The 15,751-nt window shown below is 69.3% G+C and carries 15 protein-coding genes; 6 read left to right on the forward strand and 9 right to left on the reverse strand.

Annotated elements, in window-relative coordinates:
• Window positions 1-18 precede the first annotated feature (18 nt).
• From FNF32_RS08735 to FNF32_RS08765, 7 genes are all read right to left on the reverse strand, one after another.
• A complete protein-coding gene (locus FNF32_RS08735; protein ID WP_131673521.1) occupies window positions 19-957 on the reverse strand; it encodes a prephenate/arogenate dehydrogenase family protein in 939 nt (312 codons plus the stop codon).
• A complete protein-coding gene (gene hisC / locus FNF32_RS08740) occupies window positions 954-2,069 on the reverse strand; it encodes a histidinol-phosphate transaminase (protein ID WP_131673522.1) in 1,116 nt (371 codons plus the stop codon). Before hisC ends, FNF32_RS08735 begins: the two co-directional genes overlap by 4 nt.
• Window positions 2,070-2,221: 152 nt before the next feature.
• Window positions 2,222-3,193 carry an ABC transporter substrate-binding protein gene (locus FNF32_RS08745; protein WP_131673523.1) on the reverse strand — a complete coding sequence of 324 codons (972 nt, stop codon included), beginning with the start codon at window positions 3,191-3,193 and terminating at the stop codon, window positions 2,222-2,224.
• Between the two features lie 41 nt (window positions 3,194-3,234).
• A complete protein-coding gene (locus FNF32_RS08750) occupies window positions 3,235-4,206 on the reverse strand; it encodes an ABC transporter permease (RefSeq protein WP_131673524.1) in 972 nt (323 codons plus the stop codon).
• Complete coding sequence (locus FNF32_RS08755) at window positions 4,203-5,744, reverse strand: sugar ABC transporter ATP-binding protein (RefSeq protein WP_131673536.1); 1,542 nt, start codon at window positions 5,742-5,744, stop codon at window positions 4,203-4,205. The genes FNF32_RS08750 and FNF32_RS08755 overlap by 4 nt, the downstream gene beginning before the upstream one ends.
• Window positions 5,741-6,838, reverse strand: coding sequence for a Gfo/Idh/MocA family protein (locus FNF32_RS08760; RefSeq protein ID WP_131673537.1), 1,098 nt, complete (start codon window positions 6,836-6,838; stop codon window positions 5,741-5,743). Before FNF32_RS08760 ends, FNF32_RS08755 begins: the two co-directional genes overlap by 4 nt.
• On the reverse strand, window positions 6,838-7,893 hold the full coding sequence (locus FNF32_RS08765; RefSeq protein ID WP_131673538.1) for a sugar phosphate isomerase/epimerase family protein: 1,056 nt from the start codon (window positions 7,891-7,893) through the stop codon (window positions 6,838-6,840). Before FNF32_RS08765 ends, FNF32_RS08760 begins: the two co-directional genes overlap by 1 nt.
• Before the next feature lie 129 nt (window positions 7,894-8,022).
• Between FNF32_RS08765 and FNF32_RS08770 the strand changes: the two genes are divergently transcribed.
• Window positions 8,023-9,030: a LacI family DNA-binding transcriptional regulator gene (locus FNF32_RS08770; RefSeq protein ID WP_131673525.1), complete on the forward strand. Its 1,008-nt coding sequence runs from the start codon at window positions 8,023-8,025 to the stop codon at window positions 9,028-9,030.
• 29 nt (window positions 9,031-9,059) lie between these two features.
• Here FNF32_RS08770 and FNF32_RS15810 read toward each other — a convergent pair whose 3' ends face one another.
• The gene (locus tag FNF32_RS15810) at window positions 9,060-9,701 is read right to left on the reverse strand and encodes a DUF2155 domain-containing protein (protein WP_131673526.1); all 642 of its coding nucleotides are present in this window, start codon (window positions 9,699-9,701) and stop codon (window positions 9,060-9,062) included.
• A gap of 10 nt (window positions 9,702-9,711) precedes the next feature.
• Complete coding sequence (locus FNF32_RS08780; protein ID WP_131673527.1) at window positions 9,712-10,101, reverse strand: NADH:ubiquinone oxidoreductase subunit NDUFA12; 390 nt, start codon at window positions 10,099-10,101, stop codon at window positions 9,712-9,714.
• A 171-nt stretch (window positions 10,102-10,272) separates the two neighbouring features.
• Here FNF32_RS08780 and FNF32_RS08785 point away from each other — a divergent pair, with 171 nt between their 5' ends.
• The 5 genes from FNF32_RS08785 (at window position 10,273) to FNF32_RS08805 (ending at window position 15,490) form a co-directional block, all read left to right on the forward strand.
• Window positions 10,273-11,445 (forward strand): NAD(P)/FAD-dependent oxidoreductase, encoded by a 1,173-nt coding sequence (locus FNF32_RS08785; protein WP_131673528.1) that lies wholly within the window; start codon window positions 10,273-10,275, stop codon window positions 11,443-11,445.
• Window positions 11,446-11,505: 60 nt separating this feature from the next.
• A complete protein-coding gene (locus FNF32_RS08790; protein ID WP_131673529.1) occupies window positions 11,506-12,093 on the forward strand; it encodes a (d)CMP kinase in 588 nt (195 codons plus the stop codon).
• A gap of 88 nt (window positions 12,094-12,181) precedes the next feature.
• Window positions 12,182-12,817 (forward strand): LysE family translocator, encoded by a 636-nt coding sequence (locus tag FNF32_RS08795; RefSeq protein WP_131673530.1) that lies wholly within the window; start codon window positions 12,182-12,184, stop codon window positions 12,815-12,817.
• Between the two features lie 243 nt (window positions 12,818-13,060).
• On the forward strand, window positions 13,061-14,740 hold the full coding sequence (gene rpsA / locus FNF32_RS08800; protein WP_131673531.1) for a 30S ribosomal protein S1: 1,680 nt from the start codon (window positions 13,061-13,063) through the stop codon (window positions 14,738-14,740).
• Between the two features lie 168 nt (window positions 14,741-14,908).
• Window positions 14,909-15,490: a thermonuclease family protein gene (locus FNF32_RS08805; protein ID WP_246087753.1), complete on the forward strand. Its 582-nt coding sequence runs from the start codon at window positions 14,909-14,911 to the stop codon at window positions 15,488-15,490.
• Window positions 15,491-15,751 lie beyond the last annotated feature (261 nt).

Consider the following 15,751-nt stretch of genomic DNA (forward strand, 5'->3'; position numbering starts at 1 on the left):
CGCAAGGCAGCCCGCCGCTCAGCCTTCCGGCTTGCCGTCCGCCCGCTGCGCGCGGCCGAAGTCCGGGGCCGCCGTGTCCTGGCCCGCGTCGATGATCCCGCGCCGGATCGCGCGGGTGCGGCCGAAATAGTCGTGCAGCAACGGGCCGTCGCCCATGCGGATCGCACGCTGCAGCATGAACAGCTCTTCGGTGAAGCGGCCGAGGATATCCAGCGTGGCCTCGCGGTTGTGCAGGAACACGTCGCGCCACATTGTCGGATCGGATGCCGCGATCCGGGTGAAATCCCGGAACCCGGCGGCGGAGTAGTTGATGACCTCGGTCTCGGTCACGCGGCTCAGGTGATCGGCGACGCCGACCATAGTGTAGGCGATCAGGTGCGGCGCATGGCTCGTGACCGCCAGCACGAGGTCGTGATGGGCCGGGTCCATCGTGTCGGTCCGCGCGCCCATGCCCCGGATCAGCGCCAGCAGCCGCGCCTGGGCCGCCTCGTCGGTTCCGGGCAGCGGCGTCAGCAGCCACCAGCGGTCGCGAAACAGGGTCGCGAAGCCGGATTCAGGGCCGGAATGTTCGGTCCCGGCCAGCGGGTGACCGGGGATGAAATGGACGCCTTCGGGGACATGCGGGCCGACCGCGTCGATGACCGACTGCTTGACCGATCCCACATCGGTCAGGACCGCGCCGGGGGCGAGGCGGGGCGCGATCTCTCGCGCGACGTCGGCCATGGCGCCGACCGGCACGCACAGGACGACCAGATCGGCGTCCGCGACCGCCTCGGCGGCGGTGTCGCAGACCCGGTCCACCAGCCCGATCCGGCGGGCGGTGTCGCGGGTTTCACGGCTGCGGGCATGGCCCACGATTTCGTCCGCAAGGCCGTTCTGGCGGATCGCATGGGCCATCGACCCGGCGATGAGGCCCAGCCCGATCAGCGCCACGCGGCGGAACGGACGGGCCGTCATGCCGGCCGCTCCGTCCCGGACCCGGCCGCGCGGTCGGTCATGAAGCGGCCGATCACGTGGGCCACGCGGCGGCAGGACGCCTCGTCGCCTACGGTGATGCGCAGGCACTCGGGCAGGCCGTAGCCCGCGACGCGGCGCACGATGATGCCGTCGGCGCGCAGCGCCTCGTCGCAGGCGGCGGCGGCCGGTTCGTCGTCGAAGCGGGCGAGGACAAAGTTCGCCCAAGACGGGTCGGACGGCACGCCGCGTTCCGCCAACGCATCGGCGAGCCACGAACGCATCCGCGCGTTCTCGGCGCGCGAGCGGTCCACGTGCTCGCGGTCCATGACCGCCGCCAGCGCGCCGTCGAGCGCGGGCCCGGACAGGTTGAACGGCCCGCGGATCCGGTTCAGCACGTCGATGACCTCGCGCGGACCGTAGCCCCAGCCGACCCGCAGGCCGCCCAGACCGTAGATCTTGGAAAACGTGCGCAGCATGACGACGTTGGGCAGTTCGGTCGCCAGCGCCGCCCCGCCGTCATAGTCCCCGCCCGCGTATTCCGCGTAAGCCGCGTCGATGGCGATGATCGCCTGCGGCACCGCGCGGGCAAGGCGCTCAAGCTCCGACAGCGGCACCATCGTTCCGGTGGGGTTGTTGGGGTTCGCGACGAACACCAGCCGCGTGGCGGCCGTCGCCCCCTCGATCAGCGCGTCGATGTCGGTCGTGCGCGCGCGTTCGCGCACCCGCACCGGGGTCGCGCCCGCGGCCATCGCGCTGATCGGGTACATGAGGAAGCCGTGCTCGGTGAACAGGACCTCGGTTCCGGGACCCGCGTAGGCCTGGCAGAGGAAGTGGATGATCTCGTCGGAGCCAACGCCGCAGATGATCCGGTCGGGGTCCAGCCCGTGGACCTCGCCGATCGCGCGGCGAAGGCTTGCGTGGTCGGTCGGCGGGTAGCGGTGCATGACGTGGGCCGCGCGGATCACCGCGTCGCGGGCTTTGGGCGAGGGTCCGAAGGGGTTCTCGTTCGAGCTGAGCTTCAGGGCCTCTCCGCGACCCGGGACATGGGCCGCTCCGGGTTCGTAGAGCGCGATGTCCATGATGCCGGGCTGTGGCTGGATCGACTGACTCATCGGCATTCTCCCTCGCGTCGGCCATTCATTAGGCGCGCGGCGAAGGCTTGGGAAGGGGCGCGGGGGCGCTGCGGGATGGCACATGGCCCGCGCGCAACAGCAAGACCCGGCCGCAGGGGCCGGGTCCGGTTCCAGGTCCGAGGAGCCGCCGATCAGAACGGGCTGTCGGGGAAGTAGTAGCGTTCGGCGTTCTCGGGCGTGATCAGCTGGCTACCGATGATGTAACGGCCGGCCATGGGCGCGTCCGACATGAAGTGCAGCGCCGTCATCTCGATCGCGGACGAGATCAGCGCCGGCGGGTAGGTCACGTTCACCGGCAGCTGCGGGTCCTTGTCCATGATCCGCTTGACGATTTCCTTCATGCCGGCGCCGCCGACCACGACCATCTCGTCCTCGCGGCCCGCTTGCGCAATAGCTTCCAGCACGCCCACGGCCATGTCGTCGTCGGCCGCCCAGACGGCGTCGATTTCCGGGTATTTTGCCAGATAGTCCTGCATCACGTTGAAGGCGTCGTCGCGGTTCCAGTTGCCGTGCTGCATGTCGAGGATCTGCTTGTCGGACCCTTCGAGCGCGGCCTGAAACGCCTCGACCCGCTCGTTGTCGAGCGTGGTCGGGATCCCGCGCAGCACGACGATCTTGCCGCCCGCCTTGAGGTTGTCGCGGAAGTATTCGCCCGCGACCCGGCCGAAGGCGGTGTTGTCGCCGGCGACGTACAGGTCCTCGATCCCTTCTTCCGCAAGCCCGCGATCCACGACGGTCACGAACTTGCCCGCGGCCTTCACCTGCTTGACCGGGTCGGTCAGCGGCTCGGATTCGAACGGCAGCACGACCAGGCCGTCGATATCGCGGGTGGCCAGCATGTCCTCGATGTCCGCGACCTGCTTGGCCGCATCGCCCGCCGTCGCGAGGACGAAGGTGACGTTCGGATTGGCCGCGCCCAGGCGGTCGATCGTCTGCTGGGCGTGCCAGTTCAGCCCGCCCATGAAGCCGTGGGTCGCGGACGGGATCGATACCCCGATCACGACCGGCTCGGCGGCGGCCGCGTCCTGCGCGAGGGCTTGGCCCGCCGCCATCGACAGCGCGGCCGCGGCCACGGTGAGTTTCAGCAAGTTGCGACGGATCATCGGTTCCTCCCTAGATTATCCGTGTGGATCAGCTTCGTCGTTCAGACCTCGGCGGGCCGTTTCTCGCGCTGCAGCACCACCGCAAGCACGATGATGATCCCCTGGATCGCGCCGTTCAGATACGGGCTGACGATGTCCGCGAGGTTCAGGATGTTGTCGATCAGGCTCAGGATCAGGACGCCGACGACCGTGCCCCAGACCCGGCCCCGGCCGCCTTTCAGCGCGGTGCCGCCGATGATGACGGCGGCGATCGCCTCAAGCTCCCACAGGACGCCCGTCGAACCCGAGGCCGAGCCGAGGCGCGGGACGTAGAGGATGGTCGCAAGGCCCACCAGCGCGCCCAGCAGGACATAGGTCTGCAGCCGCACCCGTTCCACGTCCACGGCGGAATAGCGGGCGACGCGATCGTTCGACCCGATCGCCTCGACATGGCGGCCGAAGCGGGTGTGGCGCATCAGCCATTCGCCGAGAATGGCCACGGCCGCGAAGACGATGATCGGCCATGTGATCCAGCCGATCCCCGAGAAATATACGGGCCGGTAAAGCCCGCGCAGCCCGGAATCGAGGCTCAGCGTGCCGCCGTCGGCCAGCCACGTCACGAGGCTGCGGAAGATGCCCATCGTGCCCAGGGTGACGATGAACGCCTCGATCCGCGCTTTCGTCACCAGCGCGCCGTTGACCCAGCCCGCCAGCACGCCGCCCAGCAGCGCGGCGGCCATGCCGATCAGGATCGTGGACCAGTTTTCCCCTGTGATCGGCGCGAGCCAGTTCATCACCATGATCATCGCGCCGGCAAGGAACGCGGCCATCGACCCCACCGACAGGTCGAGCCCGCCCTGCGTGATGACGAAGGTCATGCCGACCGCGATCAGCCCGATGAACGCCGACCGCGCCAGCACGTTCGACAGGTTCGCGGGCGCAAGAAAGGCGGGGTTCAGGAGCGCGCCAAGGATGAACAGGCCGATCAGCGCCACCAGCGGCCCGAGCAGGTGAAAGTCGATGCGTCGCGTCATGCCGGTTCCTTCCGCGTCTCGTCCTGGCGGGTGCTGCCCGCGCCGCCCGCGCCGCCCGCGACGCCCATCGCAAGGCGGACGATGTTTTCCTCGGTGATCGCGTCGCCCGCGACCTCGCCCGCGATCCGGCCCTGGCGCATGACCAGCACGCGGTCGGCAAGGCCCATCACCTCGGGCAGTTCGGACGAGATCACGATGACCCCGCGCCCCTCGGCCGCCAACGAGCGGACGAAGCGGTAGATCTGCTGCTTGGTGCCGACGTCGATCCCGCGCGTGGGCTCGTCGATGATGACGATGCGCGGCTCGGTCAGCATGGTCTTGGCGAGCAGCAGCTTTTGCTGGTTCCCGCCCGACAGCGACCCCGCTTGCATGTCCGGCGACGCGGCGCGGATGTCGAAGTCGCGGGTGGCGTCGGCCATGGCGGCGGCCTCGCGCGCGGCGTCGATGCGGAAGCCGAAGCTGCCCAGCGCCGCGAGGGTGAGGTTCTGCGTCAGCGGCTTGTCCAGCAGCAGGCCCGCTTCCTTCCGGTCCTCGGTCAGATACGCGATACCCGCGCGTGCGGCGTCGGCAGGGCTGCCGATCTGCGTGGGCGCGCCGCGTACGGAAATCCGGCCGTCGCTGCGGCGCAGCCCCGCGATCGCCTCGGCCAGTTCGGTCCGGCCGGAGCCCACGAGGCCCGCGATCCCCAGCACCTCGCCGTGGCGCAGCGTCAGGGTCGCGTCGCGCACCGGCACCGCGCCGGCAACGTTCAGATGATCGACCCGCAGCAATTCGTCGCCAAAGCTTGCGGCCTTGGCCGGAAAGATGTCCGACAGTTCGCGCCCGACCATCGCGGTCGCCATCCCGTCCTCGGTCATCTCGCCCCGCACGGCACGACCCACGACCGACCCGTCGCGCAGCACGGTGATGCGGTCGGCGAGCCGCGCGACCTCGTCCAGCCGGTGCGAGCAGAACAGTAGCGCCACACCTTCCGCGCGCAGACGGTCCACCTGCGCGTAAAGCGATTCCACCTCGCGGCGGGTCAGCGCGGCCGAGGGTTCGTCCATGATGAGAACGCGGGCGCGGCGCGACAGGGCCTTTGCGATCTCGACCATCTGCCGGTCGGGGACAGACAGGTCGCGGATCAGCGCGCCGGGCCGGATCGGGGTGTCGAGCCGCGCCAGCAGCGCCGCCGCCGCGTCCGCCATCGCCTTGTGGTCAAGGCGGGGCCCGCGCGTGATCTCGCGCCCCAGGAAGATGTTCGCCGCCACCGACAGGTCGGGGACAAGGTTGAATTCCTGATGGATCACCACGATCCCCGCCGCTTCCGCCGCCGGGCCGCTGCGGTAGGCGGCAGGCTCGCCGTCAAGCAGCACCTGCCCCGTGGTCGGTTGCAGGAACCCGCCGAGGATCTTCATGATCGTGGACTTGCCGGCGCCGTTCTCGCCTATCAGGGCGTGAACCTCACCCGCCTGCAGGGCAAGATCGACGCCGTGCAGCACCTCGATCTCGCCGAAGCGGCGGGTGACGGCGGACAGGGCGAGGACGGGCGCGGTCATGGCGTCACCTCGACCCACGCGCCGTCCTTTGCAGACGACGCCTGCGCGGCAGCGATGAAGGCCATGCCCGACAGCCCGTCGGCAAGGCCCGGGATACGGTCCGCGTGGCGCAGGTCGCCGCTGATCACGTCGGCGATGTCGGCGTATAGGTTGGCGAATGCTTCCAGATACCCTTCGGGGTGGCCCGTGGGCGTGCGCGACGAGGCCGAGCGGTCGCGGGCGCGGGTCAGCAGCTGCGCGGGCCCGTCCTTCGGCGTGAATACCAGCCGCTCGGCGTCGTCCAGCCGCCATTCCAGCGCGCCCTTCGTGCCGAACACGCGCAGCGACAGCCCGCCCTCCTGCCCCACGGCGACCTGGCTGCACCACAGCCCGCCCTTCGCGCCCGACGCATAGCGCAGGGCGATCCGCGCGTCGTCGTCCACCCGCCGCCCCGCCACCATGCTGGAGAGGTCCGCCGAGATCCGGTCAGGCACCTGCCCGGTGACGAAGGCCGCAAGCTGCCACGCATGGGTGCCGATGTCGCCGATCGCGCCCGCCCCGGCCATCTGCGGATCGGTGCGCCAGTCGGCCTGCTTGCTGCGGGTGTCGTCGGCCAGCCAGCCCTGCAGGAACTCCGCCTGCACCAGCCGCAGATCGCCGATCCCGCCCTCGGCCACGATCGCGCGCGCCTCGCGCACCATCGGGTGGGCGCAGTAGTTGTGGGTCAGGAACAGCCGCGCGGTGCTGCGGGCGGCCGCGTCCGCGATAGCCTGCGCCTGCCCGGCCGTCGCGGCCAGCGGCTTGTCGCAGATGACGTGGATGCCGGCGTCGAGAAAGGCGGTCGCCACCGCCGCGTGAAGGTGGTTCGGCGTCACCACCGACACCGCGCGGATGCCGTCCTCGCGCGCGGCTTCCGCCCGCGCCATCTCGCGAAAGTCGGAATAGCTGCGGTCGAGGCCGAGGTCGCGCGCCGACGCCTCCGCCCGCGCCGGGTCCGACGACAGCGCCCCCGCAACCAGCCGGAACCGGCCGTCCAAGCGCGCGGCGATGCGGTGGACGGCGCCGATGAACGCGCCCTCGCCGCCGCCGACCATGCCCAAGGGGATCGCCGTCATCATGCCAGCCCCAGCGCGGCGGCGACGGCCGCCTTGTCCGGCGCCTGCGCGGCGAAGTCGTCGAACGCGTGGGGCGTGGTGCGGATGATGTGCCGGCGCACGAACTCGGCCCCCTCGCGCGCCCCGTCCTCGGGGTGCTTCAGCGCGCATTCCCATTCCACGACCGCCCAGCCCGGGAAGTCGTGCTTGGCGAGCTTCGAAAAAACCTGCGCGAAGTCCACCTGCCCGTCGCCCGGGCTGCGGAAGCGGCCCGCGCGATCCGCCCAGTTCTGGAACCCGCCATAGACGCCCTGCCGACCCGTCGGCCGGAACTCGGCGTCCTTGACGTGAAACATGCGGATGCGGTCGTGATAGATGTCGATGTGGTCCAGGTAGTCCAGCTGCTGCAGCACGAAATGCGATGGATCGTACAGCAGGTTCGCGCGGGCGTGGTGGCCCACGCGGTCCAGGAACATCTCGAACGTGACGCCGTCGTGCAGGTCTTCGCCGGGATGAAGCTCGTAGCAGACGTCGATCCCGTGATCCTCGGCCATCTCCAGCAGCGGCCGCCAGCGCGCGGCGAGGGTGTCGAACGCGGTCTCGACCAGCCCCGGCGCGCGCTGCGGCCAGGGGTAGAGATAGGGCCAAGCCAGCGCGCCCGAAAACGTCGCCATCGCATCGAGGCCGAGCAGGCGGCTCGCGCGGATCGTCTTGCCGACCTGATCGGCGGCCCAGTCCTGCCGCGCCTTTGCGTTCCCGCGCAGGGCTTGTGGCGCGAATGTGTCGAAGGCCGCGTCATAGGCGGGATGCACGGCGACCAGCTGGCCCTGCAGGTGGCACGACAGTTCGGTTACGGCGATGCCGTTCGCCGCGGCGATGCCAAGAAACTCATCCCGCCAGTCCTGCGAGCTGACGGCGAGGTCCAGATCGAACAGCCGCGAGTCGCCGCTCGGCACCTGCACCCCTTCATAGCCGAGCGAGGCCGCCCATGCGGTGATCCCGTGCCAGTCGCCGAACGGCGGCACGTCCGACGCGAACTGCGCCAGAAACAGGGCCGGTCCCTTGATCGTCCGCATCATGCCTCCGCCTTTCCACGGCTCAGCAATGCACAGCCTGAAATCGGTTGCAACGATTATCACCTGGCACGTGCAAACGGTTTCACGGCGGCTTGCGCGATCGCGCCCCTCGGCACTAGCGTAGCGGGCATGACCGATGCGCCTCAGCCCACCATCCGCCTGACCGACGTGGCACGCCGCGCCGGCGTGTCACCCGCGACCGTCAGCCGGGCGCTGTCGCGGCCCGAGATGGTGTCCCCCGCCGCCCGCGACGCGGTGTTCCAGGCGGTCGAGGCGACCGGGTACCGGATGAACCACGCCGCGCGGAACCTGCGCAAGCAGCGCACCGGCGCGATCGTGGCGCTGGTGCCGAACCTCGCGAACCCGTTCTTCGCCAAGATCCTGGCCGGGATGGGGCAGGAAGTCAGCGCCGCCGGCTACGACCTTCTGGTCGGCGACACGATGGATGCGGGCGGACGGCACCGCGCGCTCAACCGCTTTCTCGATCCCTCGCGCGCCGACGGGATCATCCTTCTGGACGGGCAGGTCACGCCCGCGGACCTGCGCGCGCTGCCCGACGCGCCGCCGGTGGTGATGGCCTGCGAATGGATCGACGGCACCGATCTGCCGCGCGTGGTGCTGGACAACGCCGCCGGGGCGGCGATGGCGGCGGGGCATCTTGCCGCGCTGGGGCATCGCCGCATCGGCGTCATCGGCGGGCCCGCCGACAACGTCCTGCACCTGTCGCGGATGGACGGCCTGCGGGCCGCGCTGGCACAGCCGCCGCAGGAATATGCGGGCGATTTCACGCTGCAGGCGGGCGCGCGCGCCGGGGCCGCGTGGCTCGCCTCGGATCCCGCCGCCCGCCCCACCGGGATCGCGGCGTTCAGCGACGAGATGGCGGCCGGGTTCATGGCCGAGTTGCAGCGCGCGGGCGTGTCGATCCCCGGCGAGGTGTCGGTGGTGGGCTTCGACGGCATCGACTGGGTCGCGCACCTGCCCACGCCCCTGACGACCATCCGTCAGCCCAAGCAGGACCTGGGCCGGACCGCCGCCCGCACGCTGCTGGCGCGGATCGGGGGCGAGGAAATCCCGCGCGAGACGGTGCTGCGGCCGGAATTGCTGGTGCGCGGCTCGACCGGGCCGGCGCCCGGCTGAAGGCCCGACGGGGGAACGAAGCCCCGCTTTCAGGGCCTGCGTCGGGGCGGCGGGACGAGGGGCGAGGTCACGGCGGGCTCAGCGGGTTCAGATGCGTCGTCTGCGGCGACCGCGTCATCTGCGGCAGCATCGTCGCCAGCCGTCTCCTCGCCCGTCTCGACGCCGCTGTCGTTCCTGATCTCGCCGCCCAGATCGACAACTTCGCCCGGGGCCGGACCGCCCTCGCCCACGTCCTCGGGCTGGGGGGTCGTGTCGGGTTCGTAGACGAGTTCGGGGCGCGCCGCGTCGGTGCCATCGTTGCAGTTGACGACCCAGATGTCATAGCGCGAATCGTCCAGCGCCGACAGCGCCGGGGACGATGCAATCATCCAGCCGGAAAACGCGGTGCTGCCCGCCTGCCGGTCGGTGATCGTCATCTGCGCGAAGGCGTCGGATTCCGGGTCGTCGGCGGGCTGGCGGCATTCGCCCAGCCGCACGGTCAGGCGACCGAAGTCGATGCTGCCGCCGACCGCGAGCGGCAGGTCGGTCGTCGTCCCGGAAATCTTGTCGAGCCCGCGCAGCAGCGCGCCGTTCGCGCGCACGGCCCGCACCGCGGCATCCTGCGCGAACGCGGGCGGCGTGGCGGCCGCGACCAGCATCCCGGCCGCAACGAGGGCGAGGCTTCGCCGCATCGCGCGACCCTTATTCGGGCTGCCAGGCGTCGTAGTCGCGGCGCTTGATCGGGTCCGCGAGCAAGAGCGACCCGGCCGGGTGATAGGCGGCGGGGGTGCCGGTCATGTTGGGCCGGTGCGGCTGTTCCCACGGCTTGTGCGCCAGCGGCGCGCGGGTCGGCGGCTCGTCGTAGGTATGGTGCAGCCAGCCGTGCCATTCGGGGCTGACGCGGCTCGCCTCGGACTCGCCGTTGTAGATGACCCAGCGCCGCTTGCCGCCGTCCTTCTGGTAATAGACGTTGCCCTGCTCGTCCTCGCCGACCTTGCTGCCGTTGAGCGCGGTCCAGACCTGGGTGTTCAGCGTCTGCCCGTTCCACCAGGTCAGCAGGCGGTAGATGATCGAGGACGTCTTCGACGGCATGGACGTGATCCTTGCGGCAACCTTGGGGTGCGGTATCGCCCAAACCGCGGCCAAGGTCCAGCGCCTTGCCCGCGCGCCGCGGGGCACGCCCGACCCGCAGCGGGGTCTTGCGCCCGCCCGCACCCTGCGCCAACGCTTGGCCCCGGGGACAAGCGGAAGGGGGATGCCGGTATGGTCGACGTGCTGATCGCGGGGGGCGCGGTGATGGGCGCTTCGGTGGCGTTCTGGCTGAAGCGGCTGGACCCTTCGCTCGACATCGAAGTGGTCGAGCCCGATCCGACCTACGCCACCAGTTCGACGGCGCTTGCGGCATCCGGGATACGGATGCAGTTTTCCGACCCGGTCAACGTGCAGATCAGCCGCTTCGGCGTCGATTTCATCCGCGATTTCGCCCGCCACACCGGTCCCGCGGGCGAGGTGCCGGACCTCGGGTTCCGGGAAAACGGCTACCTGTTCCTCGCCCGGACCGAGACCGGGGCCGCGACGCTGGAAAGCCTGGCCGAGATGCAGCGCGGCCTTGGGGCCGGGACGAGGGTGCTGGACCCCGCCGAGCTTGCGGCGAAGTTCCCATGGATGGGGTTCGACGATATCGCCGCCGGGTCGTGGGGGTCGCGGGACGAGGGGTTCTTCGACAACATGGGCCTGCTTGGCGGGTTGCGGAACGCGGCCCGGGCGGCGGGCGTGCGGTTCGTGCGCGACCGGGTGGTGGCGCTGGAACGCGACGGCGACCGGATCGCGGCCGCCGTGCTGGAACAGGGCGGGCGCCGGACGGCGCAGGCCTATGTCAACTGCATCGGTCCCCGCGCGGCCATGCTGATGCGGACGGCGGGCCTTGATCTGCCGGTGGAGCCGCGCAAGCGCACCGTGTTCGTGGTGGACGCGCCCGAGGCCCGCCACCCCGACGCGCCGCTGGTGATCGACCCCTCGGGCATCTGGTTCCGCCCCGAGCACGGCCAGTGGCTTGCTGCGACCGTGCCCGCGACCGACGGGCCCTGCGACGAAAACGACTTCGAGCCCGAGCACGCGCTGTTCGAGGACGAGGTCTGGCCCGCGCTCTACAACCGCGCCGAAGGGTTCGGCGCGGCAAAGGTGGTGCGGCTGTGGGCCGGGCATTATGCGTTCAACACGCTCGACCAGAACGCGATCCTCGGGCGCAATCCGCAGGTGCCGAACCTCTATCACGCGAACGGCTTTTCCGGCCACGGGTTGCAGCAGGCGCCGGCGGTCGGGCGCGGGATCGCCGAGCAGATCGTGCATGGGGACTGGGTGACGCTGGACCTGTCGCCCCTGTCGCTGCAACGGGTGCTGGACGGGCGCCCGATGACCGAGGCCGCGGTGGTCTGACGCGGGTTCCCCGCGGCGGCGGCGCATGGCATGTAACGGCCACGCTGCGGGAGAAGCCACATGCCCTTCACCATCGCCATCGACGGCCCCGCCGCCTCGGGCAAGGGCACCATCGCGCGCGCCCTGGCCGCGCATTACGGCTTTGCCCATCTCGACACCGGGCTGCTTTACCGCGCGGTGGGCGCGATGGGGGGCGATCCGATCGCCGCCGCGCTTGCGCTCGGCCCCGCCGACCTGTCCCGCCCCGACCTGCGGTCGGCCGAGGCCGGCGTGACCGCCAGCATCGTCGCGGCCATCCCCGAGGTGCGCGCGGCCCTGATCGACTTCCAGCGCCGCTTCGCCGCGCAGGAACCGGGCGCGATCCTCGACGGGCGCGACATCGGCACGGCGATCTGCCCGCATGCCGAGGTCAAGCTGTACGTCATCGCCGACGACCGCACCCGCGCACAGCGGCGCGCGGCGGAACTTGACGCCGACGAGGACGAGATCCTGGCGCAGCTGCGCGACCGCGACGCCCGCGACAGCACCCGCGCGACGACCCCGCTGCGCCCCGCGCCCGACGCGGTGTTCCTTGATACCACCGCCCTCAGCATCGACGAGGCGATCGCCCGCGCGGTGGCCGAGGTCGAGGCGCGGATGGAAGGCTGAGCCTTCCTCGTTGACGAACCCCGCGCCGCGGGTAGAAAGAGAACATAGCCGGAACACCCGCAACGTCCGACGCGAACACAGGTGCCGCATGTTCGATTATACCTACCTCCACTGGACCTACTTCCTCACCGCCTGCGTCCTCATCATTATCGTGCCCGGACCCGACATGGCCTACATGCTGGGTCGCACGTTTTCGGGCGGGCGCAGGCACGGGCTGATCGCGATGTCGGGGGTGATGACGGGCGCGGTGCTGCAGGGGACGGCAGCCTTCGCCGGGCTGGCGGCGGTGATCGCGGCATCGCCCGCGGCGCTGGGTGCGATCAAGTGGGCGGGGGCCGCGTGGCTCGTCTGGCTGGGGATCGGGGCGCTGCGGGCATCGGCGTCGCCGCTGGCGGTCGACCGGACCTCGGCCGCCCACGGGCCCGCCCGGATCTGGCGAGACGGGGTGCTGATCAACCTGCTGAACCCCAAGGCGATCCTGTTCTTCGTGGCGTTCCTGCCCCAGCAGGTGGTCGCGGGGGCGGGTCCCGCCTGGGCGCAGATGGCGCTTCACTGCGTGGTCGTGTGGCTCATGGGTCCGCTGATCTACGGCGCGATGATCCTTGCCGGCGCGCGGCTCGGGACGCGGATCGGGCGCAGCCCCCGGGTCCTCGGCTGGATCAACCGGGCGGTCGGGGTCGTGTTCGTGGGGTTCGGGATCAAGCTGGCCGCGACCCGTCTTTGACCCCCGTTCCCTCGGCGGGGCGTCGCCCGCCTTGCGCGGCGGCGTCCGGCGCGGTATACGCGCGCCAGTCTTTCAGGCGACATGCTTCAGGCGACATGGCCACAACAGGCCGCTGCTATCGGGTCGGGCGCTCAGCCGCGACCCTTTGTCGTTGCCCGGTCACCGCCTGCGGGACGCCACAATCAGACCGGCGGAGCCAACCGCCCGGCCCGTAAAGTGCAACGCAAAGGATAACAGCGCCACATGGCGAAGAACGCATCCATGGAGGAGTTCGAGGCCCTCCTGAACGACAGCCTCGAGATCGACACGCCCAGCGAAGGCTCGGTCGTGCGCGGCAAGGTCATCGCCATCGAGGCGGGCCAGGCCATCATCGACGTCGGCTACAAGATGGAAGGCCGCGTCGATCTTAAGGAATTCGCAGGCCCCGGCGAGGAAGCCAGCCTGCAGGTCGGCGACGAAGTCGAAGTCTTCCTTGACCGCGTCGAGAATGCGCGCGGCGAAGCCTCGATCAGCCGCGAGAAAGCCCGCCGCGAAGAGGCGTGGGACCGCCTGGAGCAAGCCTACGCCAAGGAAGAGCGCGTCGACGGCGCCATCTTCGGCCGCGTCAAGGGCGGCTTCACCGTGGACCTGGGCGGCGCCGTGGCGTTCCTGCCGGGTTCGCAGGTCGATGTGCGCCCGGTGCGCGACGCAGGCCCGCTCATGGGTCTCAAGCAGCCGTTCCAGATCCTCAAGATGGACCGTCGCCGCGGCAACATCGTCGTGTCGCGCCGTGCGATCCTGGAAGAAAGCCGCGCCGAACAGCGTGCCGAAGTCATTGCCAACCTGCACGAGGGTCAGGTCGTTGACGGCGTCGTCAAGAACATCACCGAATATGGCGCGTTCGTCGATCTGGGCGGTGTTGACGGCCTGCTGCACGTCACCGACATGGCGTGGCGCCGCGTGAACCACCCGTCCGAGATCCTGGCGATCGGCGAGACCGTCAAGGTCCAGGTCGTCAAGATCAACAAGGAAACCCACCGCATCAGCCTGGGCATGAAGCAGCTCCAGTCCGATCCGTGGGACACCGTCGCGGACAAGTTCCCGATCGGGTCGGTCCACAAGGGCCGCGTCACCAACATCACCGACTACGGCGCCTTCGTGGAGCTGGAAGCCGGGATCGAGGGGCTGGTCCACGTCTCGGAAATGTCCTGGACCAAGAAGAACGTCCACCCCGGCAAGATCGTCTCGACCTCGCAGGAAGTCGACGTCATGGTGCTGGAAATCGACGAGCAGAAGCGCCGCGTGAGCCTGGGCCTCAAGCAGACCCAGCGCAACCCGTGGGAAGTGTTCGCCGAAACCCACCCCGCCGGCACCCAGATCGAGGGCGAGGTCAAGAACATTACCGAGTTCGGTCTGTTCGTGGGCCTGGAAGGCGACATCGACGGCATGGTCCACCTGTCGGACCTGTCGTGGGACCAGCGCGGCGAGGACGCGATCCAGAACTTCCGCAAGGGCGACGTCGTCCGCGCGGCGGTGCAGGAAGTCGACGTCGAGAAAGAGCGTATCTCGCTGTCGATCAAGGCGCTGGAAAACGACACCATGTCGGAAGCCGTTGACGGCGTGAAGCGTGGCTCGATCGTCTCGGTGGCCGTGACGGCCGTCGAGGAAGGCGGGATCGAGGTGGAATACAACGGCGTCAAGTCGTTCATCCGCCGCTCGGACCTTGCCCGCGACCGCCAGGACCAGCGCCCCGAGCGCTTCCAGGTCGGCGACACCATCGACGCCCGCGTGACCAACATCGACACCAAGACCCGCCGTCTGGGCCTGTCGATCAAGGCGCGCGAGATCGCCGAGGAAAAGGAAGCGATCGACCAGTACGGCTCGTCCGACTCGGGCGCGTCGCTGGGCGACATCCTGGGCGCGGCGCTGAAGAACCGCGGCTGATCGCCTGAGCATGCAAGAACCTTGCGCCGCCCCCAATGGGGGGCGGCGTTGTCATGTCAGCAGAGCGGAATACACTGAACGAGCTGACCGCCGGCGGCGACGCTTCGCGGAGGCAGCGGCGCTGCTATTCGCGGGCGTGCTCGTGAATAGCAGACATGGATGGGTCGAATGATGGAAACGATACCTTTCTTGCTGTTCCTTGCTATTGTCTTCTTCGTCGTCTTTTTCATACGCGTCAGTCGCGAGACAATTGCCAAACATACTGATTGGACGTCGCAAGACGTACCCCCACGTTCCGAAGACACGGTTGAAAAGCCGCCGCTTAGCAAGAAGGTGGTCCAAGGCAGCGCCTATGTGGTCGATGGAGACACCATTACAATCCGAAAAACTCAGGTTCGCCTGTTTGGGATTGATGCTCCCGAACTCGACCATCCGTTCGGTAGAAACGCCAAAAGTGCCCTGATAACCTTATGCAAAGGTGACACTGTTCGCGCGGAGATCATAGCTCAAGATTCGCACGGTCGCGCTGTTGCCCGATGTTATCTGAAGGATGGGCGCGACCTTTCAGCCGAAATGGTCAAGCTGGGCCTCGCCATCGACTGGCCGAAATTCTCGGATGGAAAATACCGCTCTCTTGAGGTGCCGGGCGCGCGTCGAAAGCTCTGGCTCGCTGACGCGAGGCAGAAAGGCAGAATGCACGTCTGGGAACAATACAATGCGCAAAAGAATACGCGCAACGACCCAAGATGATACACATGCAGCCGCTCGCGCCGACTGGATGTCCCAGCGGCCTCGCGAGTAGGAGGCTGATGTCCATTCGTCAGGCCCACTTCGAGTGCCGGTCGCGGTAACAACAGGGACCGTGGCTGCTTCGTCTCCGAGGCCATCTCTTTCCTCCGTCGTGAAGATGACTCCGGCCGATCTTTAGCTTTCGGTAAGCGCGAGGTCGTTGCCCTATGCGGCGATGCTTGACGGCTGGTTGAAGCGCCAGGGCATGAGGTCCTCGATGGC

Origin of the sequence: Paracoccus marinus (assembly GCF_007018965.1) — a bacterium.
In the GTDB taxonomy this organism is placed as follows: Bacteria; Pseudomonadota; Alphaproteobacteria; order Rhodobacterales; family Rhodobacteraceae; genus Paracoccus; species Paracoccus marinus.

Bases quoted from the DNA above. Each gene is read 5' to 3' on its own strand.
- FNF32_RS08735 (WP_131673521.1), bottom strand. From the start codon at position 957: ATGACGGCCCGTCCGTTCCGCCGCGTGGCGCTGATCGGGCTGGGCCTC.
- hisC (WP_131673522.1), bottom strand. From the start codon at position 2,069: ATGAGTCAGTCGATCCAGCCACAGCCCGGCATCATGGACATCGCGCTC.
- FNF32_RS08745 (WP_131673523.1), bottom strand. From the start codon at position 3,193: ATGATCCGTCGCAACTTGCTGAAACTCACCGTGGCCGCGGCCGCGCTG.
- FNF32_RS08750 (WP_131673524.1), bottom strand. From the start codon at position 4,206: ATGACGCGACGCATCGACTTTCACCTGCTCGGGCCGCTGGTGGCGCTG.
- FNF32_RS08755 (WP_131673536.1), bottom strand. From the start codon at position 5,744: ATGACCGCGCCCGTCCTCGCCCTGTCCGCCGTCACCCGCCGCTTCGGC.
- FNF32_RS08760 (WP_131673537.1), bottom strand. From the start codon at position 6,838: ATGACGGCGATCCCCTTGGGCATGGTCGGCGGCGGCGAGGGCGCGTTC.
- FNF32_RS08765 (WP_131673538.1), bottom strand. From the start codon at position 7,893: ATGCGGACGATCAAGGGACCGGCCCTGTTTCTGGCGCAGTTCGCGTCG.
- FNF32_RS08770 (WP_131673525.1), top strand. From the start codon at position 8,023: ATGACCGATGCGCCTCAGCCCACCATCCGCCTGACCGACGTGGCACGC.
- FNF32_RS15810 (WP_131673526.1), bottom strand. From the start codon at position 9,701: ATGCGGCGAAGCCTCGCCCTCGTTGCGGCCGGGATGCTGGTCGCGGCC.
- FNF32_RS08780 (WP_131673527.1), bottom strand. From the start codon at position 10,101: ATGCCGTCGAAGACGTCCTCGATCATCTACCGCCTGCTGACCTGGTGG.
- FNF32_RS08785 (WP_131673528.1), top strand. From the start codon at position 10,273: ATGGTCGACGTGCTGATCGCGGGGGGCGCGGTGATGGGCGCTTCGGTG.
- FNF32_RS08790 (WP_131673529.1), top strand. From the start codon at position 11,506: ATGCCCTTCACCATCGCCATCGACGGCCCCGCCGCCTCGGGCAAGGGC.
- FNF32_RS08795 (WP_131673530.1), top strand. From the start codon at position 12,182: ATGTTCGATTATACCTACCTCCACTGGACCTACTTCCTCACCGCCTGC.
- rpsA (WP_131673531.1), top strand. From the start codon at position 13,061: ATGGCGAAGAACGCATCCATGGAGGAGTTCGAGGCCCTCCTGAACGAC.
- FNF32_RS08805 (WP_246087753.1), top strand. From the start codon at position 14,909: ATGATGGAAACGATACCTTTCTTGCTGTTCCTTGCTATTGTCTTCTTC.